The organism is Olivibacter sp. CPCC 100613 (assembly GCF_036959255.1).
Taxonomy (GTDB): domain Bacteria; phylum Bacteroidota; class Bacteroidia; order Sphingobacteriales; family Sphingobacteriaceae; genus Olivibacter.
The window spans coordinates 17,816-41,440 of the sequence record NZ_JAWMTI010000003.1; the positions used below are offsets into that span (position 1 = coordinate 17,816).

At 40.5% G+C, this 23,625-nt stretch carries 26 protein-coding genes; 11 read left to right on the plus strand and 15 right to left on the minus strand.

All coding sequences use genetic code 11. The annotated features are described in order from the left end of the window. Window positions 1-10 precede the first annotated feature (10 nt). Window positions 11-235, minus strand: a complete 225-nt coding sequence (locus tag RYH73_RS10955; protein ID WP_335313471.1) for a hypothetical protein — start codon at window positions 233-235, stop codon at window positions 11-13. A gap of 301 nt (window positions 236-536) precedes the next feature. On the opposite strand from RYH73_RS10955, the gene RYH73_RS10960 reads away from it, so the two are divergent. The 6 genes from RYH73_RS10960 (at window position 537) to RYH73_RS10985 (ending at window position 4,417) form a co-directional block, all read left to right on the plus strand. Continuing rightward, a complete protein-coding gene (locus RYH73_RS10960) occupies window positions 537-1,613 on the plus strand; it encodes a sensor histidine kinase (RefSeq protein ID WP_335313472.1) in 1,077 nt (358 codons plus the stop codon). Next, window positions 1,610-2,326, plus strand: a complete 717-nt coding sequence (locus RYH73_RS10965) for a LytR/AlgR family response regulator transcription factor (protein WP_335313473.1) — start codon at window positions 1,610-1,612, stop codon at window positions 2,324-2,326. The genes RYH73_RS10960 and RYH73_RS10965 overlap by 4 nt, the downstream gene beginning before the upstream one ends. 485 nt (window positions 2,327-2,811) lie before the next feature. Continuing rightward, entirely contained in the window at window positions 2,812-3,570 is a 759-nt protein-coding gene (locus tag RYH73_RS10970; protein ID WP_335313474.1) for a hypothetical protein, read from the plus strand. Further along, window positions 3,570-4,001, plus strand: coding sequence for a DUF5675 family protein (locus RYH73_RS10975; RefSeq protein ID WP_335313475.1), 432 nt, complete (start codon window positions 3,570-3,572; stop codon window positions 3,999-4,001). Before RYH73_RS10970 ends, RYH73_RS10975 begins: the two co-directional genes overlap by 1 nt. Continuing rightward, on the plus strand, window positions 3,991-4,263 hold the full coding sequence (locus RYH73_RS10980; protein ID WP_335313476.1) for a hypothetical protein: 273 nt from the start codon (window positions 3,991-3,993) through the stop codon (window positions 4,261-4,263). Before RYH73_RS10975 ends, RYH73_RS10980 begins: the two co-directional genes overlap by 11 nt. Beyond that, complete coding sequence (locus RYH73_RS10985) at window positions 4,253-4,417, plus strand: hypothetical protein (RefSeq protein ID WP_335313477.1); 165 nt, start codon at window positions 4,253-4,255, stop codon at window positions 4,415-4,417. Before RYH73_RS10980 ends, RYH73_RS10985 begins: the two co-directional genes overlap by 11 nt. A gap of 70 nt (window positions 4,418-4,487) precedes the next feature. Here the strand turns inward: RYH73_RS10985 and RYH73_RS10990 are convergent, their stop codons facing one another. The 5 genes from RYH73_RS10990 to RYH73_RS11010 form a co-directional block, all read right to left on the minus strand. Beyond that, the gene (locus tag RYH73_RS10990; RefSeq protein WP_335313478.1) at window positions 4,488-4,685 is read right to left on the minus strand and encodes a hypothetical protein; all 198 of its coding nucleotides are present in this window, start codon (window positions 4,683-4,685) and stop codon (window positions 4,488-4,490) included. A gap of 39 nt (window positions 4,686-4,724) precedes the next feature. Beyond that, window positions 4,725-5,510: a LytR/AlgR family response regulator transcription factor gene (locus RYH73_RS10995; RefSeq protein ID WP_335313479.1), complete on the minus strand. Its 786-nt coding sequence runs from the start codon at window positions 5,508-5,510 to the stop codon at window positions 4,725-4,727. Next, entirely contained in the window at window positions 5,507-6,574 is a 1,068-nt protein-coding gene (locus RYH73_RS11000) for a hypothetical protein (protein WP_335313480.1), read from the minus strand. Before RYH73_RS11000 ends, RYH73_RS10995 begins: the two co-directional genes overlap by 4 nt. Before the next feature lie 68 nt (window positions 6,575-6,642). Then, the gene (locus RYH73_RS11005; RefSeq protein WP_335313481.1) at window positions 6,643-7,674 is read right to left on the minus strand and encodes an LpxL/LpxP family acyltransferase; all 1,032 of its coding nucleotides are present in this window, start codon (window positions 7,672-7,674) and stop codon (window positions 6,643-6,645) included. Window positions 7,675-7,757: 83 nt separating this feature from the next. Then, on the minus strand, window positions 7,758-7,895 hold the full coding sequence (locus tag RYH73_RS11010) for a hypothetical protein (RefSeq protein WP_335313482.1): 138 nt from the start codon (window positions 7,893-7,895) through the stop codon (window positions 7,758-7,760). 268 nt (window positions 7,896-8,163) lie between these two features. On the opposite strand from RYH73_RS11010, the gene RYH73_RS11015 reads away from it, so the two are divergent. Beyond that, window positions 8,164-8,715: a Crp/Fnr family transcriptional regulator gene (locus RYH73_RS11015; protein WP_335313483.1), complete on the plus strand. Its 552-nt coding sequence runs from the start codon at window positions 8,164-8,166 to the stop codon at window positions 8,713-8,715. Between the two features lie 262 nt (window positions 8,716-8,977). Then, complete coding sequence (locus RYH73_RS11020) at window positions 8,978-9,298, plus strand: hypothetical protein (RefSeq protein WP_335313484.1); 321 nt, start codon at window positions 8,978-8,980, stop codon at window positions 9,296-9,298. Window positions 9,299-9,362: 64 nt separating this feature from the next. Here the strand turns inward: RYH73_RS11020 and RYH73_RS11025 are convergent, their stop codons facing one another. Genes RYH73_RS11025 through RYH73_RS11035 form a run of 3 tightly spaced genes read right to left on the minus strand, consistent with a single transcriptional unit; the run spans window position 9,363 to window position 15,884 of the window. Then, entirely contained in the window at window positions 9,363-10,874 is a 1,512-nt protein-coding gene (locus tag RYH73_RS11025; protein ID WP_335313485.1) for a TlpA family protein disulfide reductase, read from the minus strand. A gap of 11 nt (window positions 10,875-10,885) precedes the next feature. After that, the gene (locus tag RYH73_RS11030; RefSeq protein WP_335313486.1) at window positions 10,886-12,256 is read right to left on the minus strand and encodes a RagB/SusD family nutrient uptake outer membrane protein; all 1,371 of its coding nucleotides are present in this window, start codon (window positions 12,254-12,256) and stop codon (window positions 10,886-10,888) included. 16 nt (window positions 12,257-12,272) lie between these two features. Continuing rightward, on the minus strand, window positions 12,273-15,884 hold the full coding sequence (locus tag RYH73_RS11035) for a SusC/RagA family TonB-linked outer membrane protein (RefSeq protein WP_335313487.1): 3,612 nt from the start codon (window positions 15,882-15,884) through the stop codon (window positions 12,273-12,275). A 599-nt stretch (window positions 15,885-16,483) separates the two neighbouring features. Here RYH73_RS11035 and RYH73_RS11040 point away from each other — a divergent pair. From RYH73_RS11040 to RYH73_RS11050, 3 genes are read left to right on the plus strand one after another with little or no spacing between them, the layout of a single operon-like run. Beyond that, window positions 16,484-16,936 (plus strand): helix-turn-helix domain-containing protein, encoded by a 453-nt coding sequence (locus tag RYH73_RS11040; protein WP_335313488.1) that lies wholly within the window; start codon window positions 16,484-16,486, stop codon window positions 16,934-16,936. 56 nt (window positions 16,937-16,992) lie between these two features. Beyond that, window positions 16,993-18,237, plus strand: a complete 1,245-nt coding sequence (locus tag RYH73_RS11045) for an AAA family ATPase (protein ID WP_335313489.1) — start codon at window positions 16,993-16,995, stop codon at window positions 18,235-18,237. Window positions 18,238-18,240: 3 nt separating this feature from the next. Beyond that, window positions 18,241-18,873, plus strand: coding sequence for a hypothetical protein (locus tag RYH73_RS11050; protein WP_335313490.1), 633 nt, complete (start codon window positions 18,241-18,243; stop codon window positions 18,871-18,873). A gap of 348 nt (window positions 18,874-19,221) precedes the next feature. On the opposite strand, the gene RYH73_RS11055 is transcribed toward RYH73_RS11050, so the two are convergent. From RYH73_RS11055 to RYH73_RS11080, 6 genes are all read right to left on the minus strand, one after another. Continuing rightward, entirely contained in the window at window positions 19,222-19,752 is a 531-nt protein-coding gene (locus RYH73_RS11055; RefSeq protein WP_335313491.1) for a hypothetical protein, read from the minus strand. Window positions 19,753-19,907: 155 nt separating this feature from the next. Further along, window positions 19,908-20,723: a hypothetical protein gene (locus RYH73_RS11060; protein WP_335313492.1), complete on the minus strand. Its 816-nt coding sequence runs from the start codon at window positions 20,721-20,723 to the stop codon at window positions 19,908-19,910. A 162-nt stretch (window positions 20,724-20,885) separates the two neighbouring features. Beyond that, window positions 20,886-21,227, minus strand: a complete 342-nt coding sequence (locus RYH73_RS11065; RefSeq protein WP_335313493.1) for a hypothetical protein — start codon at window positions 21,225-21,227, stop codon at window positions 20,886-20,888. 4 nt (window positions 21,228-21,231) lie between these two features. Next, the gene (locus tag RYH73_RS11070) at window positions 21,232-21,369 is read right to left on the minus strand and encodes a heavy metal-binding domain-containing protein (RefSeq protein ID WP_335313494.1); all 138 of its coding nucleotides are present in this window, start codon (window positions 21,367-21,369) and stop codon (window positions 21,232-21,234) included. Between the two features lie 518 nt (window positions 21,370-21,887). Continuing rightward, window positions 21,888-22,727, minus strand: coding sequence for a DUF3037 domain-containing protein (locus RYH73_RS11075; protein WP_335313495.1), 840 nt, complete (start codon window positions 22,725-22,727; stop codon window positions 21,888-21,890). Continuing rightward, window positions 22,724-23,542 (minus strand): HipA family kinase, encoded by an 819-nt coding sequence (locus tag RYH73_RS11080; protein WP_335313496.1) that lies wholly within the window; start codon window positions 23,540-23,542, stop codon window positions 22,724-22,726. The genes RYH73_RS11075 and RYH73_RS11080 overlap by 4 nt, the downstream gene beginning before the upstream one ends. Between the last annotated feature and the right edge of the window lie 83 nt (window positions 23,543-23,625).

The window sequence follows — 23,625 nt, forward strand, 5'->3', positions numbered from 1 at the left end:
TAGTTACTCGTTATAATTCATATGCCATGTTTTCGCAGCAGATCCCTTCTGCTCGTAATAATTTTTCAATTGTTCGCGGATGCAGGTCGGTTGAGACAAGCCGTAAGATTCGGTCACAATCCGTAAGATCAAAACTCCATTGCCTAATCTTACCGGTTGATGCAAAAAGAGCGGCTATCCTATTTACATCGTCCATACAATCAACGTCTGTTTTAAAAATTAACACCTGATCCATAATCTCTTTTTTATTTGAAAAATCCCTGCTGTTGCTCAGAATTAGCATGGGACAAATGTATATGGCGGTATCATGGTCGGTAGCTTTTTTATACAAAGGGGGTGGTTTTTTATACCAAATCCGGCTATCGGTCTCATTTGTATATAATCCCCGAAAGACCGGTCAGAAGCATCCCCTAATTAAGGTGAAAATGGTAGGTTTATATAAAAAAAAGGTAGGTTTGTATAAAAATCAGTTTACGACAACAATCTTTTACCTTATTTTGGTTTAGCATAATTGGGTGTGCACATTAATATCGTAAATGAAAGACAATTCCTCCCGACAACACTGGTTTGTAGATTTTCTTGTCGAAGACAAGTATCGGATTTATCGGCATCTACTTATCTGGATTTACATCATCTTAACTGAAGTTCCGGATTTCAACGGGACAAAGAAGTATGCCGGAAATTACGACCTATTTTATGGTGCTACAAAATTATTGCTATTTATACCGATGGTGTATATGAACATGTATGTTCTTGTTCCCAAACTATTGTTTAAAGACCGTTATTTCGTTTACTTATTTACGATCCTGCTGATGATCCTGATCATGATATCGATCATGCAGGTGCTGTCAAACGGTATCTTTGACTACTTTTTCAAAACCTATAGATTGACAAGCGATCGGGAGAATTACGGTGTCCTTGCCACCATTATAGATAATTTGAACATATTGGGCATAGCCGTAATAGCCTCCACGTCAATTAAGCTATTGCAGCGATGGAAAGAAGACTCCACACGGATTAATGACCTGGAAAAAAGCACCTTGCAGATTGAGCTTCGTGAACTAAAAAACCAGATAAACCCACATTTCTTGTTTAACATGCTCAACAACGTCAATGTACTGGTTTCAAAAGATCCACAAAAAGCTTCAACCGTTATCAAGAAGCTATCCCAGTTTTTGCGCTATCAACTCTATGAAACCCGTGGACAGACCGTATCCTTACAGTCAGAAATAGAATTTTTACGGGATTTCCTAGCGCTGGAAAAAATTAGGCGTGACGAATTTAGCTTTGAAATTACCAATGGAGAACCCGCCGAATTGTTGGACACGTCAATACCCCCCGGTCTTTTTCTTACTTTTGTAGAAAACGCCGTGAAACACAGTGCCGATACCGAAGCGCCTTCGGGCATTTCATTATGTTTTAAAAACATCGGAAAAAGGTTGATCTTTACCTGTGTCAATACAAAACCGAATGAACCTTTTTTTATACGAACGGGCGGACTGGGACTTGCAAACATCATTCGTCGATTAGATTTATTATATGGTAAGAGCTACAAACTTGACATCGACAATGGGGACGATTTGTATAAAGTAATCTTAAGTGTACCGATATGAATTGTATTATCGTCGACGATGAGCCATTGGCCAGGGAGGGAATACTATTGCACCTGCAAGGAATTCCGGATATCGTTATATTGGGCAGTTTCAACAGTGCAAGAAAAGCGTATGATTTTATCAGCAACAATTCCGTCGATCTTATTTTTTTAGATGTAGAGATGCCCGGAATAAACGGGGTAAATTTTGCGGCATCACTTCCAAAGGAAATATTGGTGATTTTCGTTACCGCCTACTCCGAATATGCTTTAGAAAGTTATGAAGCCGATGCGATCGATTACCTGGTAAAGCCAGTTGAAAAAGAACGATTAGAGCGCGCCATCGCTAAGGCATTTTTCTATCGCGGTCTTTTAGACAAGCAAGGGACTACGGAAAGTATCGAAAGTGATTTCATCCTTATAAAAGCCGAGCGGCGCTACCACAAAATTTTCTTCGACGATATTTTGTATGTTCAGGGATTAAAAGATTACGTCGTGATCTTTACAGAAAATAACAAGATCATCACGGCCATGAACCTGAAGACAATCTCCGGATACCTAAAGCCCGGTCGTTTCGTCAGAGTGAGTAAATCTTACTTGGTAAACCTCAAGCGCATCGATTCGTTTGATGTGCACACCATTTATATAAAAAATGCCGAAATCCCGATCGGTGACGTTTTCAAGAAGGCTTTTTTTGAAATATACCTGGGTAAAAATCTTCCCGATAGCCTGTAAATACTGCACAGGTTGAGCCGTGCACTGTAGGCTTTAGGCAGCACTGGCCCATCATCAAATTAGCTCATCGGCTAATCGGCTAATTGACTCATCATCACATCGGCTCATTATCACATTGGCTAATTGGCTCATTGGCTCATTAACTAATCTCACAACCAATAACCAACAACCAATAACCAACAACCCTCCCCACCCCATCCCAGTCTAAGCCGAGTCCGATAGGAGTCCGATAGGTATTGCTTAAAAAGCCGCTTTTTGCTGGTTTTTGCGGACCCTACAGGGATATCACTAGGATATAGATGGGATAGGACACGAATGGGACACGGATCAAGGTCGGCTTTGCCTTAGCTCCAAGATCAGCTATGCCCGTCCGAACAACAACGACAAATGCGTCATTTTGCGACAAATGCGTCATCTCGCGTCATTTGCGACCAAGCTTCTTCTCAGGGTACCGAACTTTGTAGTGTTGTTTTAAAAACCATATCATGGCACAACAAGAAAGTATCATTAAATTAAAAGGGAAAATCGGGGATTTGACCTTTTACAAAACCAAAACAGGGTATCAGGCACGTCAGGTAACAGGCGTAAGTTCCGATCGGATTGCCAATGACCCCAAATTTCAACGTACACGCGAGAACAACGCCGAGTTTGGTACAGGCGGCGCGGCAGCAAAGCGACTGCGCCAAGCCTTCCGACCGTTAATCTTGCTCACGTACGACACCAAAATGCCAAACCGTCTCTTCAGCCGAATGATGCGCATTTTAAGGGCAGATGCCATCAATGCACGTGGCGAACGGAAAGTGCTGGCCGAAAATCTGGGGCCACTAAGGCAATTTAATTTCAACATTGCCGCAGAGCTCAGCAACACCCTATTTGCAAAACCCGATGTAGCGATCGATCGAACGGCAGGTACGGTGAATTTAACGATCGAAGCGCTGCGGCCATCCTTAGCCGTTGCGGCACCACAAGGTGCTACCCATTTCCAGCTGAATTTCGGTGCATCGGCCGTAGACTTCGATAGCGAAGACATGTCCGAAATGGCTACGACCCAAAGCGAAAGCTTCGCATTGAAGGAGATGGTAATTGATAGCCAAACACTGAGCGTTAACCTTGCTAATCCCGGTGAATTGCCCGTATTTGTGCTGTTCGGTATCACCTTTTACCAAGAAGTCAACACCATCTTGTACCCGTTGAATAACGGTGCCTACAATGCCATTTCCATTATCCAGATAGCGATCATGTAATGGAGCTCCACTTAACGCGGACATACCATTCAAATGGTACCAACGGTGTAATCACTTATGCAGACAAGACGATCTGCGAATGCATCGAACTGCCCTGGCGAAACAACAGACGACTGATCAGTTGTATTCCCGAGGGGCGATACCGACTGATCAAACGCATGCATTACCGCTGGCGGGAGCAATTGGCGGTGGTAAATGTACCCGGCCGGGAAGCTATCCTTTTCCATCCAGGAAACAATGCCTTACACGAGTTACAGGGCTGTATTGCGCCGGTAACCAAATGCATCGCACCCGGAGTAGGAAACTACAGTCGTATTGCGCTGGAACGGATCAAAGATCTCGTGTACCCCCTATTAGATGTGGAGGAAGAGGTTTGGTTAGTGATTACGAGTGTTGACAGACAATTACTTAACAACAAAAATGAAGACTAAAAATACGGCATTGCGCTCAACGGAAGAGCGAAATACCGGGCCTACCGGGGCATCGAACGGACAAACGCAAACAGCTTGGTGGCAGCCCTGGAAGAAAGGTTTGCAGTTAGCCGGCCAGCTGGTGGTTGCCAGCCCCATCGGCTTACCTGCCAAGCTTGTCAAGGCAGCAAAATACCTCAATTTGCTGTTGGGAGTTTGGGATAATCTAGAAGCATCGCAAAAAGAGAAGCCCCATACCGAACATCAACAAGATGCGCCATGACCTTAAAACGGGTACCCTATTCGGCACCCTCCTAAGTGCACTACCGCATCTCGGTGCCGATGAACTGCTAAAAACCACTATTTTAGCCGCCTTAGGTGCCACCGTCAGTTTTTTAGTCAGTCTATTATTACGCTGGTTAAACAGACGTCGGTAAACAACAAGCCGCTCCATCAACGGGGCGGCTTGTTTTCAGCTACTTCTCTACTAACTTCCGCAACTCACAACTACCCCCCAACCCCCTGCTCCACCTCTTCCACTTCAATCCCCATGTAATCCGCAAATTCCTTAACGGTAACAGGTTGATGTATCTCCTTGCCCAGTACGAAACGGATATCCTTTAACAGACGTTGCGCCTGTCGAATGCTTTTGCCGGTGAGGTTACTTACATCCTGTGCGTAAATCACAATTCTTTTCGGTTTCACGAGGTTATTTTGATGATCGGCACATTAAACGCAGCCTCCTTATCTTCCTACCATTAGCCGAGCCAGATTCTTCGCAGTAGATCGAATATAACTCGTCTTCTGCTTTCGCTCTCCCTGGCTCATGTACGTTTTTAATCCGTCTTTATAGGTACGGCCCAAAGGGAGCCCTTTCTTTAAATAATACAGTTTCACGTGTGTGCTGCTAAAACTGGCAATTAAACGCTTTGATACCATATAGCTCTTATGGATCCGTATAAAAAGGCTCTTGGGCAGTTCGTCTTCCAATTGCTGCAGCGGACACCTTACTTTCTGGTTTTCGTCATTTATTAAATGAATATAGACATAGTTTTTTACAGCCTCGAGGTAAATAATGTCCGCAAAATGAATGCGTACCATTCCGCCATCTTGCGGTAGTGAAGTGTATTCCACCTCCACTTCCTGCACCCCTAAACTAACATGTCTTTTTATAAATACCCTTTGAATGGCTTCTTCAAAATGTTTATGCGAAAAGGGTTTGGTAAGGTAGTGCACCACATCAATGTCATAACCCTTTATTGCATAGCTAATGTTTTTTGTTCCGGTACACAGAATAACAAGCGGTTTGATGGGTAATAAATTAATCAGCTCAAAGGCATTCATATGCGGCAACTGAATATCAGCGATCAACAGATCAATCTCATTTTCCAATAAGAAATCTTTTGCTTCCAGCGGATCGGCAAAGGTTGCTTTCAGTTGCAACTGTTCCTGCCTTTTTACATAAGTAACCAGCAGATTCATCGCAGCGACATCATCTTCTAAGATTGCGCAAGTAATTGTTTTGCTCATGGATTATAAGTTATGGTTAAACATACAGTATACAAGCCCTGTTGCTCGTGTCGGGATAAAGCGTGTTCCGCATTGGCCAACATCGATAAACTTTGCTGTACCAACGCGGTTCCCTTCCCCCAACTTTGCGTGTTTGGCAATTGGGACGATATTTTATTTGTAATGGTGAAACTGAAAAAATTTGGTTTAAAAACGAGGTCCATACGCAGCGGATGTTCGTTGCTGATTTCGCCGTGTGTGAACGCATTTTCTACCAGTGTAACCAGGGCAAGCGGTGCAATAAACTGGCCCGTATCGTTCCCTTGCGTAGTAAGCTGCAAGGCCGAATCGCCATAACTTACCTGCGCCGATTCGATCATTTTATTGACCGTGGCAAGCTCCCTTCTTACCGAGACTTTAGCAAGTGTGCCCCGCATTAAATCGATCGAATAATCCAGTATACCACTCAAATTAGTGATCAATAGCGGGATCAAGGCATCGTTAAGCTCTTCCGCGCGGCAAACAATAGCATGTAAACTTCCTTTTATATGATGCGATTGCAAGAGCGAAAGCGTTTGCTCCCGCTTCATCTGTTCCGTTTCCCGCAGCCGCCGTGCCTCGGCCTGTTCCAAATCATTTACCCGCTGCTGTTTTAGCTGTCGGCTATAGAAAGCTGTATACAAGCCCAGGGCCAGAAAAATACTGAATCCGGCAAAAAGTGTATTACCAAAGAATTGCGACCAGCTAAAAGCAACGTGCGGTTTATAAAGATAATAGTTAAATGAAGGGAGCAGTAGGTAAACAATTAAGTATGTAAGTAACGGAAACAAGATAAAAATAATACCCCCCAGTATAAGTCCGCGCACCCGTCGATTCGGATTAAATAACAACCGAACGATATAAGCAAGCAGATAAAAAAAAGCGATAACACAGGCTGATACAAGCATCGATTTTAGAAAATCCCTATTCCCATGCCGCAGGAGATTGGCGAGGTAAGACAAGAGCACGTAGGCACTTATCAGAAGAAGCTGCGATCGGATAGAAATAGAACGGTTAATACGATATAGGTTCTCGTTTAAGTTCATTTGTTTGGCTTTCGGTAATAAAAGAAGCTCTTAAGTTACTCATAATTAATTAATAATCAACACACTATTTATAAATAAGTACCAAAGAAAGCTTTTAAGGTGTCGTAATCGTTCAACGTGATCGGGTAAATCCGATAATCGGGCCGGTGGAGAAGAAAGCCTTTCTGTCGGCTTCTGTAAAGCGACCACGCATTCCAATTTTCAAAATTCGGGCTTATACAATTTTGTCGGGGAGCAACAAGATGCTCTTGTAGATATAACCATCCCTCCCACTGTTCCGGATATTGCCTTAAGAAATCTTCCAATTGTTTATATAAAGCTTTGGTAACCCAATGCACAAATGAAGCTTCTTCATCAAGCTGAGTCGAAATAATCGGCCTATGCATGGAATAGGCGATGCCCGTATTTCGCAAGCGTCGGCAAATAAGCGGATAAATCGGGCATTTTAATCGAAAGGCTAAAGTGGCCAAGCCCTTGCGTACGCTCATTTCCAGCCCAAAGAATTTGATCGGCAATAAATTATGCGACACACCGGTCTCCACCTTCGTCCCCATATTTCCATCAATATAAAGCACCAGACTGCGTCCATTCCGCAGGGCCCTGGTCATTCGAATAAGCGCATGGCTCTCCTCCGCATTAATCAACTCAACCTGTAGGTGAATATTCTTCGCCAAACCGCGATAAAGGTTCTGCTTAAATTTTTCCTCCATTTGATAAGCCTTTGCAGATACGACCAAACTGATAGGTATACCCGCTTGTATCATTAGATAATTGAGCAAGCGATAAGAACCTGTATGATAGGTACAAACAATACCCGGCCGATCTTTTACGCACTGTACCCAAGCGTTCTCCCAGCCATTTATGTGCAGGATACCGGGAGGCACGGCATGCTCGATATCCAGAAAGCTTAAACGACGGTTAATATGCACCTGCTTAAACAAAGACAGGTATTTCTTGGGCGAAAGTGTGGGCAGGGCATTGTATAAATTAGCACTGAAAACAGCAAACTGCCGCTCCTGCTTTATCGTGGCATCCGTTAAATCAAATTGCCGATAAGATTGTATAATTCGTTGACGCAAAGCAAGTATATTCTTTTTCATGATTCATTTATTAAGGTTATCTAAACATGCTACCCGATCGCTGAAGGAGAACGGCCTTCAAATTTTCGGGTAGCAGCGACTATTTAGAGGATATCATAATCACACTTCAATTCATCATCTCCGTCCTCCTCATACAGACCAAATGCGCGATGAAGCGGAACCGGACTTTCTACGATACCTCCATTGATGGATAAGCGTAATTTTCTATTTAACTTTTTCATGTTAATACATTTTTAATTCTAACCATTGCCTTCTTTATTGCTGGGCATCCGACTTCTTCCCATCCCCTGGCCAAGGATTTTGATGATCACGGAGACAATATTGCAGTGAAAAAGCAGCTTATCCTAAAGGGTGGGACAGACAACCGGGCAGGAGTATACGAAACGAAAAAAGCCGGGACGAACGACCAAAGTGGTTGTTCGTCCCGGCTGACGGTCGTTCGTCCCGGCAATCTTGCATATCAAAAGCAAGAACCTTAGCTTCGGCATCATGTATCCCTTACTCAATCCCTTTCAAGAAGAGCTAAAACAATTAGGTGCGCTATCAAACGAGGCTTGGCAAGCGCTAACTGAGATAGTCTTAGAGCGCCGCTATGGCAATGCACGTGCGGTACAGCTGGATGGAGGCAGCATGTTATATATAGGGGAAGGCTTCATTAAGCAATATGCCCGCGCCGAAAGAACACAACCCAGCATTGTTCGTTTTATAACACGTGGGCAGGTCTTATTTGTACCCTATGATTATCATTCGATCTATGTAAAAACCATCGAACGAAGTGTTCTTTATTATTGGGATGAATACACCCTTCGGCAGGTGATAACGGCCCATCCCCAATTGTTGAAGCTGTATATGACCTTACGGGATATGCAGGAACAGGCTTTGGATCATAAAATATTGTTGTTGGAAGAAGAAGTGCGGCATAAGTTGATCTTATTCAACAAGTATCAAGGCGATCTATGGCCTTATGTAAAAAACAAAGACCTGGCAAACTTTCTGCATGTAAGCGAAAGCACCTTAAGTCGCAGTAAAAAAGACAATTAAGCACAAGTACTTAAATTGATCTAGCACAACGTATTCCTTTCCCTCCGGCAAATCCAAATGTTGCTTTTCAGGCTAATTTAGTGTTCGTTATACGTTACTTTTTACGTGTTATGAAAGCACAGTTTTATCCAAGAAAATTTGCGGTATTTCGGCGTTGGCCGTATATCAAAGATGACAATGGAATACTGTCTTTGAAGCAATGATTGTGTTCGATTTTGAGCAGTTCGAATAAAAATTATTTTTTAACCCAAAAACAACCATTATGAAAAAGATCATTTTTGGAATATTTACATTGGCTTTATTCACCTTTTTTATTGTAAAGGCAAATTCATCTAGAAGAACAATTACGGCTGACCATTTGGTGCAACCTGCTACCGATCAGTTTGTTCAATTGGAAGGTGACCCGGAATTTTCCAGCTGCCAAAGTACAGCAACTAGAAATTGTGTATACGATGTAACAGCCGCCGGTAAAGCCAATATACCGGACCAGCCAACTTATAGCGCAACAGAGATTGATAACTACGTGTCGCAAGGATGGCTGCAAGCCGACCCAAATTCTTCTCCCGCATTGTATGTAGAATAGGTAAAGGAAAGAGTGTTATGTATGACCTCCTATCAGCGAATTTATTGCCGATAGGAGGTTTTTTTTATCGATTCTCTTCTATCAGTTTAATAAAGGCTTTTTCTGCAGCGGCAACCGCAGGATCTGTTATCTCCGAAGGTCGTGGCGGACTGGCGGTAATAACTCGTCCGTCCTTCGATATCATAACAATCGTAGGAAACCCGATAATAAAATGGTACTTGATAATGTCATGGTATCGTCCCAGACCTTCTGTGTAAAGATTGATTTCATCCGGAGAACAATAGATTCCTTCCTTCACACTTTTTAACCACCACTCTTTCTTTTTATCTACATTGACGGACATAAACACCACATCCTCTTCATTTTTATATTTTGTAACAATCTGTTTCAAAAAGCCTTCATATAGCGCTCGACAGGCATGACAACCAGTAAACCAAAAATCCATAATAAGCAGTTTACCTTGGTAATCGGCAAGTCGATGTCTGTTGCCATATTGATCGGGTAAATTAAAATCAAAGGCCGGATTTCCCTTTTTATTCCGCTGAAGTGCTTCTATCTGCTTCCTATACCGATTATTCCCTATGTTTGCTATCAGGTAATCAATTTTATTGATTTCGCTTGTTCTGTTGTTCAGGTTCTGATAAATTGTGATCAGGTACAATTTATCTCTTAGGATTCCCTTGGGCATTTGTTCAATAACAGCTAATAAATCTCCTGACTGACGCCGATAGGTTTGTCCTTTTTCGTCAGTTCGTAATAACCTTAAACCAAATTTAATCCTGTCATATATAAAGTCGGCATAGAGGTATGATTGTGCCAACAATTTCTCATCATCTACGGGAAAGCTAAATGCTGCCCAATATTCCTTCCATAAATCTTTTTTGGCCGTTACAAAAGCCAGGTCACGAGCTTTTGAACTGAGTATGAAACTCCACTTTTTATAATGACCTGCCAATAGATCCACAAAAATTAAATCATAAACATGTTTACTCAATTTCGGTTGGAATTGCCTCAATAGCAGTTGCTGAACCGCAAGTAGGGAGTCGAGTTTCGATTTATCGGCCAACAACGCATCTCGATAACGCCCCTCTTTGATCAGCTTATTCGTTATGTGGCGTGATCCTATATCTTCATGTCTGTAAACCTGATCAATACAGTTCCACTTTTCACTGCCTCTGCCCTTGAAATGAATATCTCCAGATAAGTCTTCGATCTGTATAGAGTCCCCTCTTTCCAATAGATAGAAGAAATTTGAAAAGCTTTTATGTACCGTGTTGATGTTGGTTTTATCAAATACCAGTATCCTGGCATAAGAGAGCGAATCTTCCATCGGTATTTCCAAGCATCGGTTAACTTCCGGTTGCCATTCATAGGTATCCACTTCACCGATATACCCCGAGTTGATTCCATTTTTAAGCACATTGATTTCAATCAGGACATTAGGAGCAGGTCCTTTCATCTCCAAATAAGCTTTTCCCTGTTGCCCGTTGGCCGGGCTCTGCGAAAACAGGAAAATGCAACAAAAAATCAGCGACGCCTGTATCAGTTCTAAAAATCCGGTATTTCTGTATTTCATGATTATTTCTTTTAACGTTTATTCTGCTCAATGCCACTAAGCGCTATTTCGTCATCCGGAATCGGAAAAACGTAGCGCGGGCTGTTAGGTAGTAGTATATAGGTCTGACCGTTTACCGTTCTGGATAAGGTTATATCTGCACTCTCGGCATTCAGCCGTTTCAGATCCTGCCAACGTAATCCCCTCCATATCAATTCCTTTTGCCGTTCGGTTAACACTAATCGCAAGGCCTCCGCTGCTGAGCCAGCTGTTAAGGACGGCACAACATTATTTTGGTAGCGTTTTTCCAATAAAGTATTTAACCAATCCATCGCACCACCAAGCTCATTCCGCCTGGCCAAACACTCGGCTTTGATCAAATAGAGTTCATCGGTAGCCAGACCCGTGAAAGCGTACGCGCCTGCCCCATTATAGCCACGCTTCTTACTAAATGTTCCGTCAGCTGTTCTATTGAAATAAAGCGGAACCCTTAAATCATTTTCATCATAAAGTGCCATAATGTGATCCGGCACCCGACCGGGGGAAATAGCGGAAGCCGTGGTAAAAAAGTAGGTATTTACCTGACTGGTATTGTAAATCAGCTCATCATGCGTGATGGAGAAGGGCGTGGCCGAAGTGCGGCTCACCTTATTATAGTCTATCAATTTGTTATACAGCGCAAGCGCGCTATCAGCTGCTGATTCTGCTTCATCGTATTGGCGGATATCCAGATAAATACGTGCAAGCAAGGCATAGGCAGCGATTTTGGAAGGCCTATTTAAATTATTGTTCGGGCGCTGAAACGGAAGCAATGGCTTTGCATCCTCAAGGTCTCGGAAGATTTGCCGGTAAGTATTTTCAAGCGAAGAGCGGGGAAGTATTTCATCGATCTGCGGTTTAAGTTTTAGTGGTAAACCAAGCTCATTAACCGCCGTTGACGGATTATATAGAGAGCAGAAATTTTTTGCCAGATCATAATAGGCAAAAGCCCGGGTAAACAGTGCCCATCCTTTTATAAACCTGCCCTGAGCTGTAGCAGCGCTGTCCGAATGGCTTAAGCCGTCCAGCACGTTATTGGCATAAAAAACCTGTGCATAAAGCCTGTTCCAGTCCAAAATGCTGTTATCGCCGTTATAGATCTGCTCCTGCCATAAATAGGCATTACGCTCGGTTTCCGTTCCGGCCATAAAGGCCTCATCGTTCACCTCATATTCATCGGCACTCAATTGCGCCAGGCCGCCGGTATAATTCAACACGAGGGTATTATCCAATAAATTCTGAAAATCGGTGAGCGTTTTAGGCTGCACAATGGACGTACTCGGTTTTTTGGCTAAAAAAGTTTCTTTGTCACATCCCATCAAAAGGACGATTAAAGCAGTACATATCATTATAAGCTGTTTCATTGTCTGCATATTGGTTTTATATAATAGCTTTCAGGCCAAAGGCGATGGTCTTTGCCTGTGGAACGCCTGTGGGGTAATCCGGGTCGATATGGCGGCTATTCGAACGATACAGGATTCCGATATTATTTAGATACATAAAGAAGTTGATCGATCTGAATATTTTTTGCTGCCTTGACGTGAGCGAATAGCCGAAACGTATATCCTGCAAACGGATATGATCACCTTTTTCCACCAATGCATCGCTATATAAGTAGAGGTTGTTCCGATTAAGATTGGAAGGATAGAGTAGTGCCGGGACATCTGTCCATTCCTCATCGCCCGGTTGCTGCCATCTGTTGTTGTAATCCGCCTGTTGATAGGCGGCGGGGCTACCGGTACTTGCATATATACTACCGTTATTCAGCGATGGTCGACGGAAAAAGTACCCCAACTTATAGGTAATATTGAAAGACAGATCAAAGCCCTTATATCGGAAATTATTCCGCACACTTCCAAAGTGCGTGGGAATAGCGGAGCCAACGAATACCAGATTGTTCCGGTCCTGGCTGTTCATAATAGCCGCGTATTCCTTTGTTTGGTTACCATCCAATAGTCCGATAGGATCACCTTGGCCATCGAGACCGCCATAAGGAAAGGCAAAAAGCGCATAGTACGGATACCCCTCCAATGGATTATTATAATTGGCGGAAACCACATTGAAGTTACTCCCGTTCGAAACCTTATAATCCGTTACCTTATCTTTGGCATAGTTGTACAAAAAGTTGGTAGACCAGCGCAACGCCCCCTTGGTGTTTATAGTGTTCAACACGAAGTCAAGACCGTGCCCGCTTGTATTGGCCGAATTTCCCTTGAACAGTGTAATTCCAGTTTGGGGCGCAATAGGGCTATTCCCGATCAGATCAAGCCCATCTTTCAGCCAGTATTCTATGCTGCCGTTCAGCCGATTATCCAATAGCCCGAAATCAACGCCAAAATTCACATTGCGTATCTTTTCCCATCGCAGCGAAGGATTGGGCGGATTAACGATCTCGGTAAAATAGGTATTGTAACGCTGCTGCCCCGAACCTCTGTTGGCGGTCAACAAAGCCGAGAGACTGTTGTCTACATTACCGGTATAACCAAAGGTGACACGAAGCTGTAGTTTAGGCATCCAACCAACCTGATAAAAAGGCTCCCGGTTCAATAGCCATGACAGTCCGGTAGACCATAAAGGCACGCCCTTTTGGTTCGAGGAAACACCGAATAAATTGGATTCATCTTTACGCGCACTTAGAGAGAGGATATAACGGTCCAGATAGGTATAGGAGGCGTTCATGTAATACGACAGATAACGCAGGTCGGCGCCGCTCTGTTGCGTATTGGTAGGAATCCTTGCGGTATTGAAGCCATAGTAGTAAGGATACAGCTCCCTAAAATTGATGGCAGCATTCTGATCGGTAGCTGTTTCTTCATTGTAACCGTAAAGTCCGATAGTATTTGAAAAATTAGTGGACGAACGGATTTCAAAACCTGCCAGCGCATTGATGGCGTGGGCATCCCACGACTTTGCCAGATCAAGCTGCGTCCTCCCGTAGTGAACAGCTGACCGTGTGTTTCCCACGTTTCTGATAGCTCCCATGGGAATGGGATATGATAGCCCCCCCGCTGCATCTGTTTGCGTAAACGTGTTGATCCGGTTTCGGGTATAGTAAGATTCCAGCTCGTTATGCGAAACATTGTCCGTCGTTCCCTTTTGAAAGCTGTAATTGATTGATGCTTTCAGGCCTGGCAGAAAGGTGTAGCTCAACGAAGTATTCAGACGGTAGTCGGTATGCTTCGCTGTGCTTTTGCTGTACCCCTGCTGCAGTTCCCTGAGCGGAAAGTAACGCCAATCGAGCAATTGCCCGTTCCCTACCGTATCGGCATAGGATAGCCGCAGATCCCGCGCTATCGGCAGCGGATTCCCCGCATCATCCGCCAGACGATCATAAGGAGTTGACGGAGTAAAGCGGGGTAAGGACTCGCTGTTGGAAGAGGTAAACAGGATGTTCGAAAAAAACTCCAGTTTACGGTCCAACAGGTAATACGTATTAGTAGCATTGAGCGTAATACGGTCGTTTTTGTTGGTCACATTACTTTCCAGGTTTTTATCATAACCGGCCGAAAAGAAGTAACTGTGATTCCCCTCTCCCCCGCTCAAACTTGCCTGATATTGCTGATTGACACCGGTACGATAATAATGTTGCAACAGCTCTGCGCGACTGTCGTAAGTAGCCAGTTGCCTGATGCTGCTCAACGAATCCGCGCTACCGATCAATCCGCTCCGGGCTTTTGCAAATACCTCCACCGCAGGTGATAGCGGTGTAAAACCATTGTTGATAGCCACATTGTACAATCCCTGATTGAACAGAAACTGTTCCACCTCGATATATTCTGCGGCAGACAATTGAGGTGTATAATAGAGATCCGGCTTTTCGCTAATGGTAAGATTCGTATTGATTTCCACCTTGGTTTTATTACCGATGCGCCCCCTTTTGGTGGTGATAACGATCACGCCGTTACCCGCCCGGGCGCCCCAGGCCGAAGCTGCGGCCGCATCTTTGAGAATGGTTATGTTCTCGATATCGTTTGGGTTGATGTTGCTTATATCTCCTTTATAAGGAAAATTATCCAGGATGATCAAGGGATCTGAATTGGCAAAAAGCGTTGCCCTGCCCCTGATCTGTATATCGCTCTGTCCGAACTGGCGGTTGTTGTTGGTATTGAAGATCAGGCCGCTTGTCACCCCATCCAAGCGGTCGAGAATATTGGTTGACACCCTCCTGTTCAACAGCTCATTATCCACCTGCACAAAACTTCCCGTAGCGCGTTCTTTGGGTAAGGTTTGGTAACCGGTACTTACCTGCACTTCTTCCAGTTGAGTGCCGTTGCTTTCCAATTGAACGATTAACGGCTTCGAATCCCTCCCTCCGAAGGGGACTTCGGCAATCTTGTAACCTACATAGCTGACGAGCAAAACCCCACCTGTGTCGGGCACTCTTAAACGGAATTTACCATCCTTATCGGTCAGCACCTTGATGTCCCCTTTCCATATTTTTATAGTAGCCCCGTCCAGCGGTTCATTTGTTTCGGCAGATACAACTCGCCCGTTAAGTAGATAGGAACTTTGCAAAGCCACGCCATGGGCAGCCTCCGGGGAGGAGGACTGCCGGGCGTGTGCCAAACAAACACAGAACAAGATCTTTAAGGTTATAAGGTATACGGTGTAAGGTTTAAAGACGCCCAGTCGCATCCCGATTCTTATAGTTTCGTAGGCAACATTTTGAGACGAAAAAAGGTATCTGCGCCTAAATTTCCAGTACTTTTTTATACAAACTTTAGCGAAAAAAAACCACCAAAAAGTGGTTTTGAACCTTCTTAAACCCCATTTTCCTGTAACTCGCGAGTTACAGGTAGTTTTTTCAGTATTTTTTTGTATGTGCGATGGTTCTCGCGAAAAACTGCCCGTTGAGGAAAAAACAGTATTTATCATTAATAATTCATACTCCTGCCTACCGCAGGCAGGCATCATTAACGGCTTCTTGCGCTGTATTAATATATTATTCTTTCGGAAAGAGCATACCGCTCCCCTTACGATTATATCGTTCATTTCTTTGAATAGGTTGGTTAAAGATTTTTAATTGTAAAATTGACTTGAATATCAACAACTATTCAGGCGCGGTTATAAGCGTTTTAAGAAACTGTTTTTTAGAAAATGAACGAAGTAAGAAAATGACATAACGAACGGAATTTCTTAATAAAGAAAATTCATTGTTTTTTTGGTTTAGTTCGTTTAGGTTGTACATATACTCGTTATTCTTTTAACGAGTCTCCGAGGTAAAATATCGTCAATAATGGCGCAACATCCAACCTACCGTCAGTGGGGCCGTGAGAAGCCTTTGGAACGAGTAAGCGGACGCCACGCCATTACTGACGGGCGCTCTTTCCACTTATCGCCTTGTTCCAATTGAAATTTCTCACGTTTCACTGACAAGACTCATAAGTGCAACCACCTATTAAGATGGTGCAAATTTATTGCATTAATCTAAAACAACAAATTTTATATCATAAAAACCGTGTTTAATCAACAATCACCCAGCTTTTATACATAAATATTCGTATCTTTACTTCAAAGGTAAAAAACCAATTAACCACTATCAAATGGTAAAAGTCCGGTAAATTACCGAGCGTATTTAAATCTGTAGAAAAATGAGTATTGCATTCCAAGAAGAGAAAATACACGAAGGGAGAAATTCAAAAAGAATTCGTGAAATACTAGGATTAAAACAAGAAGCATTAGGTCAAAGGTGCAAAAGCAAGTTTAATCAAAGGCGCATTTCGGAGTTCGAAAATATGTGGACAATCCCTGAACCAACACTTCAAGAGCTCGCTGATGCTCTCGGTGTCACTATTGAATTTATACGCTCTTTTAGCGAAGAGAAAGCAATATACAATATACAGAATAACAACACCTTTGAAGTAAGCGAAAACTCATTTGGATTAAGTAATCAACCTAACGTAACTTATAATAATTCCAGTAAGGTAGAAGCACTAATGAAAAAACTCGTTGAGGATGATAAGGTTAAGACACAAGCTATCTTGGATCTGACTAAGGTAGTGAGTGATTTGGCTGAGGAGGTGAAAAAATTGAAGAGGCATTAAGACAATCATCACATCAGAATGATTAAAATCTGATTTCAAAATCTGAAACGAGTTAAATGAAACTGCAAAGACTAACTCTTAAAAATATTGGGCCATTTCTTGACGACAGCATTGATTTTGCAACTTTTGAAAATTCAGCAAGTCAGGTTACTATTTTAACTGGAGAAAATGGTACGGGTAAAACAGTTATAATTGATGCAATCCGTAAAGCATTAGTGGGAACCAGTTACCAATATAAAAACATACGATCTATTAGAAGAAGTGATAACTTCCTCTTAGAATTGTTGTTAGCATATAATCAACAAGATATTACCTTAGAATGTAGATTAAATGAACGCTCAATAGAGGAGAATTTCCAACCATATGTAAACGGGCGCCATTATAACGACATTCAGAATTCCTTTTCAGATTCAAGATATACGAAAGGTAACTTATGGATTGCCAATTATTGGACTTCTCAAAATGACCATTCCCCATTTCATATATCCAGTTTAGATTTCATAAAACCGGAGGACTACCTTCAATTTAGCCTAACTGGTATACAAAATAATGCAGAAACGACTAAAATCGCCACTTTTTTTGATTATTACAAATCGTCCGATGATCCAAATGAAAAGCTCGAGGGAGAGTTTATATTTAATAAACTAAAGGAAATTTTTAAAATAAGTCTATACAACGGAGAGTTTGTCCATGTAGAAAGAAAAAATTTACTTCCTATTATCGAACAGAATGGCTTTAAAGTTAGCTTAGAAAAACTGAGCAGTGGAAATTTGTATTTAGTTCAACGACTAGTCTCACTTCTTAGTCAGATGTATTCCGTTTACAAGCTAAATAACCTATCCATTGAAGAACTATGTAACACTCCTGGTATTCTCCTTATTGACGAGGCAGAAAATCATTTGCACCCAAAGTGGCAAAGAACATTTTTAAATTCCATTTTAACGATGTTTCCAAACCTGCAGATAATAGTCGCAACCCATTCCCCTTTTATAGTGGGTTCTGTTGAAGGCTCAAAGGTATATGTATGTAAACCTCACATAGGATACTCTGTGATTTCAGATGAAACAGATATATATTCAAACAAACCGATTAATGAAATTTTAAGTACAGAGGTCTTTGGAGAAACTAGTCCGTTTGCTAATGAAGAAATAGACAAATTGCTAGAAGCTAGAAAAAATGCGATCGAACAAGGAAATAAAGTTGAGGAAAATAGAATTGAAGAAGAGCTTTTAAAAATCAACCCTCAGTATTTTTCGTATTTAGATATCGACAAAATCATAGAAAAAATAAAGAAAAAATAAGTAATGAGGCATTTACAAAGATTAGGTAAGCCTCAGATATTAGTAGATAAAGAGGTTCAATGGACAGAGAAATTTATAGAGTCAAATAAGGACAGGCCGAATAGTAAACAATACGGACACAATGTTATCAAAGAAACTTTATGTAACATAAGTCATAATAAATGCTTTTACAGCGAAGTCAAATTCGCAGGGCCTACTGAAGCCCAAGTTGACCATTATATAGAAGTATCAGAAGATAAAACAAAAGCTTTTGAATGGGAGAATTTATATCTTTCTCATAAAGAAAGTAATATCGGCAAGCCTAGTAATATAGCATTGCCAAATTCGAGTTGTCTAGATCCGTTTTTAGATGAGGATACTACGATCGAAGCCAACCTACATTTCGAAGATGAACAAATATTTTCGCTGAGCGAAAGGGGGTTAAACACTATAAAAAAGTACAAGCTTAACAAACCTATTTACGATACTATGAGAACTGCTGAATTGAAAAAGTTCAACAAAATTATTTATGAGATAGCGCTCCAAAATAGAGAATTAAATGACGAATTGCGAGACATATTAACGAGCTTTGCTATGCCAGATAGACCATTCTCACTAATGTTTAAAAAACTATTAACTAAACATGGCCTATTGTGAAGAAGATTACAAAGCTTCCAAACAAGTAAAAGAACTTATTGGAAAATTAATTTTTAACACCAAGATCTTTCATCAAAACATCAATTCTTTCACGATGTTGCCAAGTCTTTTTTCTTATTTCAAGGTAGTGTAAATTAGTCTCTTGACAGTTACCCTTTAGACTTGAACATCTGGTCGATTGTTTCATATGAAAACAAATCAAAATCTGGGTATATTTTTTTTTGATTGCTAATAAAGAAATCAAACACAAGCTCTGGCCGGTCAGATTCTTTCAGTTTTCTTATATTAAAGTACAATTCTTTCAAAGGATCCCGCAATTTAAAGTCATAAAAAAATCTCATTTTTTGCTCAAAATTGGGAATTGCCTAAACAGCTAATAGCTTCCTCAACGATGAGAAATGATGCTATTGTAGACTTTACCTGATCCATCGCGTACATTGTCTTATAATATTTCGGCTCGTTATGATACGACGCGCATATCTTTTGCATTGCTGTTAATCCATAGCTATCTTCAATTCTCTTCTCAGGCTGATTAGTGCCAGTTCGACTAGTAATTGTTTGTCTTAAACTTATACCATTGAATTCCGTATCAAGCTGATTAAACAAAAACGCAACCATGTCTACATCATTTTTGAGCTTTTGCGTTTCATTTGATTCTGTTTGCTTTGTTAGAGCTAGATATAATAGATAAGCACTAAATAAGGTGAGTATCGGTGTAGTAAGACCAGTTATTGTTGTCGCAATATTAGAGGTTTCCCCAGACGTAAAATCAAATATCGAATATTTAGCTGGCGACAACACCACTAAAACGAATAACAAGTTTATTGCTAATACGGCAACTAAACCCAGTAGTAATCCAAATGTATGTTTTCTATTCATGTTAATATGTTTAAGAACTGATAAATGATGATATTCCACCATTAGGTAATTACTCTTAAAGCAAGTTGGTTCTTCTTCAATTTTGAAGATATAAGATAAAGGTTACATGATTTCACTTTTAACATGGAGCCATTCAAGCTTACAAAGAAGCTAGATCACCTATTTTTGAATTTTAGTAATCCAACTTGAACATCAGTTAACATTTTAATTACGTCAGGATTATTGGAATGCATTTTTTTGAATTCTTCCAGTTTTTTATGATGGCTATCGAAAGCGTCATTTTTCTCTTTTTCATTTAACAAAGCATATTCTTTTAACAACGTATGTGTAAAAGGAATCATCTTGGAGAGGATACGCATAAATGGAATAGTTTTAACTGTTATACGCTCAATATCTATATTTTCCAATTCATCGTAAACTTTAGTGGGCACTTTATCGTAATGTACAAAGAGATCCCTTGGGTCCTTCATTTTTTTCAAATCATCGTCGTCATACTTATCCAGCTCCAAGGTTATAAAATCATATTCTTTTTCTAGAAACAGTAATTTCTCATGAATAAGATTTCCGATATCATATATCCAAAATGACTTATTACGTTCTCCTGTCCTTAAATTTCCATTTTTATCAAAAGTTAAGTATCCATAAATCTTTTTAAAGCCTTCATTAATAATAATAAGAAGTTGCTTGGAAGCATATGCAACTTCGTAATTCTTTTTTGCATTAAAATAAACCCTGAAAGCTGCAGTAATGTCTAGCCAAATAAGCGTCAACAACATACTATATTCACTAATACGCTTCAAATAAAAATTGTCTTTAGGTATCTCAATACCACTAGCTTCCATATACTGTCCAGCCCTATCAATCATTCGTACTGACCTTCGAATACTTTCCGCCAAATCAACAAAGGAATCAATATTGGAAAGTGTCTCGGCCTCTAAAATTTTCTTTGTTTCATCACTTATATTATTCATCTTGCTCATTCTATTTTATAGGAACATCTTAGTAAGTCTTCGAAAGCAAGATGTTCTTTCTTTTGGAAATCTGTTGATTGAATATTCGAATTTAATGTTTTTTAGTCTTACTCTACCAACGCAGTTCGTGTTCCTCCTTCTGATAGATCTACCATCAAAAAATCACACTACTCCGCTTTTCCTTAGATTCTCGTACTCATTTTTCTCTTTGACCAGACTTCTTAGAAAACTAGTAGTCGTAATCTTAGTTTTAGGAGAGCCCATATCTCTTCTCATTTCTATCATTGTCTTAAACATTTCTTGTTCGGACATCGACTTCTTAAATTTTTGATTTTCATATAGCTCAAAAAACAAGTTTACGAATTTTATATAGACTTGATATTTCTTTTCAGAAAGTTGTCGTTCAACTAATAATCGCCTTTCTTTTTCATGCCTGTAGAGCCAGCCAACTCCAGCAAATAAAGCCAATATTATAGGGATGGCAATATTTATGTATGTCTCCATATCATTAAAAGGTTTTTATCTCCGCATACACATCACTGAACACATTAGACCCAACCACTACATTGGCGGCAATAGGTTCATAATATTCTTCGATGGTATAACCATCCAAGGTATCGGCGGTAGTGCTAATAATGCTGTTCATTTCGGTTTAGACGATTTGGTTGTTTGTTATTAATTATTAGTTATTGGATCTGTCCACAAGCATTACTTTTTGTGCGCTGCCAGTCCCATCTCTATAGAGACCAATTTTTCTATTGTTTTTTGATTTTGGTTTGATTAACAGTTCCAGTTTAGTTCTACTAAGTTATAAATTAAATGATATTTCACAAAATATGTGAAATATTGAGAAATTTTTCACTCTTAGCCTACCATGCTTAGAAAACGAATATAATCGGTTTTGTTCTTTAGTTTTTACGGTTTTCCTTAAACTAGTATTAGGAAAAAGTCTTCCAAGTGAAAAGACAGAAAAGCTCGTTGAAAACTACCTCTTTGCTGAACGGGAGCCCTTACGTGAAGAAATTCTGGATTTGATTGAAGGTGAAAAACCTTCTATTCTACAACGTAAGAAAACAGGTGAAAGAATCTTCGGTAAGATTTTAAACTTCGTTGATACATTTGTACATGGAATGACGGGTAGTTGAGATCAACTATCCGGTCAAACTATTCATGCGTCAAAATTTCCCTTTGAAGTTCAGAAGTGGTCTCAACAGCGTTTTCGGGTGTAACAATTTCAACTTTGACCTGTTGGCTTGATTTGGCAGACAGAAACTCTTCTACAAATACCTTATTCTTTAACTTCTTTTCTGGCATTTTAGCCAACAAATAAAGATGAATTTTTTCGTCAGCAGTAACTAGTTCGTCAATTTGTCCAGCCCAACGATATGCTTTTTGTTTGATTGACTCTGTCTTCTCTAAGTCGAAATTAACGGCTTCAAAAAAGTTAAGATGCCCGTTCCTCCAACTATGATCAAAATTAATCTCACCAAATTTTGTTGGTACAACAACAGGGGTCAGGTATTTAGAGATATTTAAATCGTCAAAATATTTCTTATATATTTTAGTCCAAACCTCTTTATCGCTCTTAATATCCTTATCGTTTTCCTTATGGGCTAAACTTATCAACCTATTTCCTAGATATTCAGTTAAGACCTGTATATCCATGTCCAAAGTTCTTCGAACTTCCGAAAAGAAAAGTGAACTATCATCTTTTGGGAATACAGTTTTTGTCAGCTCTTCTATATTTTCAACATTTTGAAATTTGAACTCGGAAAGAAGCTCTTTAGAAATCCTACTTAACCCTGTTGCAATATAGTTCAATTGCTTGCTAAGGTAACGTGTATTGATACCATGAAAAACGTCTGAAACACCCCCGGCCTTCCTTAAAATATCAAAAGCTAATGCCTGGGTCGATGGATCGAAAATAACCACCCCTAAATTCAGGAACTCTCCGGATATCTTATCAGGTTGGAAACGTAAAATTTGATATTGAAAAGTTTTCATGCTAACAGGTGCTTAACATTTTTTTTGAATTCATCTCGATTTATTATCATCGCTTCAATATGTTTTTTTATTCCATTGAACAAATCGTCGACGATCCATTCAGGTGGTATAAGCGATTTTGCTCTATCCCAAAATTCGGCATCTAAGGTAACTAATTTTTCGCAAAATGAATCTAACTCAGATACTTTCCCTTTTAGCCTATTGTACAAACAATGTTTTGTGATCCATTGTAGTTCTGCCTCGCCTAATTCCCATGGTTTCTGATTACGTAAAAAGGGTAATACTCTCATAAATCCGAAGCCTAGCTCATGATCCAAAACAATCAAAGTATGTCCATCAGTGAGCATATTAGGCTTATCATTATTTCTATCTACATTTTCTATTAACAAATCAAATGCAAATATGTGTTGCGCAATCTTTTCCTGGGATTCAGTGAGAGGAATATTATTTGCTAAAATGCTAAGTGCGGATCTGTACTCCGAACCAACATTATAACCCAGGCTTTCGCCAGCTTTCTGAAAGTATGTTTTGCCAATCAATGTGGCACAAAAATCTTGGCCAATTTCAATCACAGCTGGGACTACAACCGGTATTTTTAGCTCAATAGCGATAAACGCTCCTAAAATCTCTAACATACGCGCTTCTACGTGCATTCTCTCTGACGCATTGAGTTTAACAACATAATCCGACCTTACTCCCGTTTCTTTATTTATAGCGGTAACTATGACTGGCTTATTTGCACTGTTGCCGAGTTCTTCATGTCCTTCAATTGCGAAAACATAGTCAAGCTTAAAGTCAGGTATTTTTATAGACAAGGTTTTAATGTTTTAGGTTCTTAATAAATATTATCAGTTAAAATTAACAAATATGATTTATACACGAAATTTTTAGGAGAATT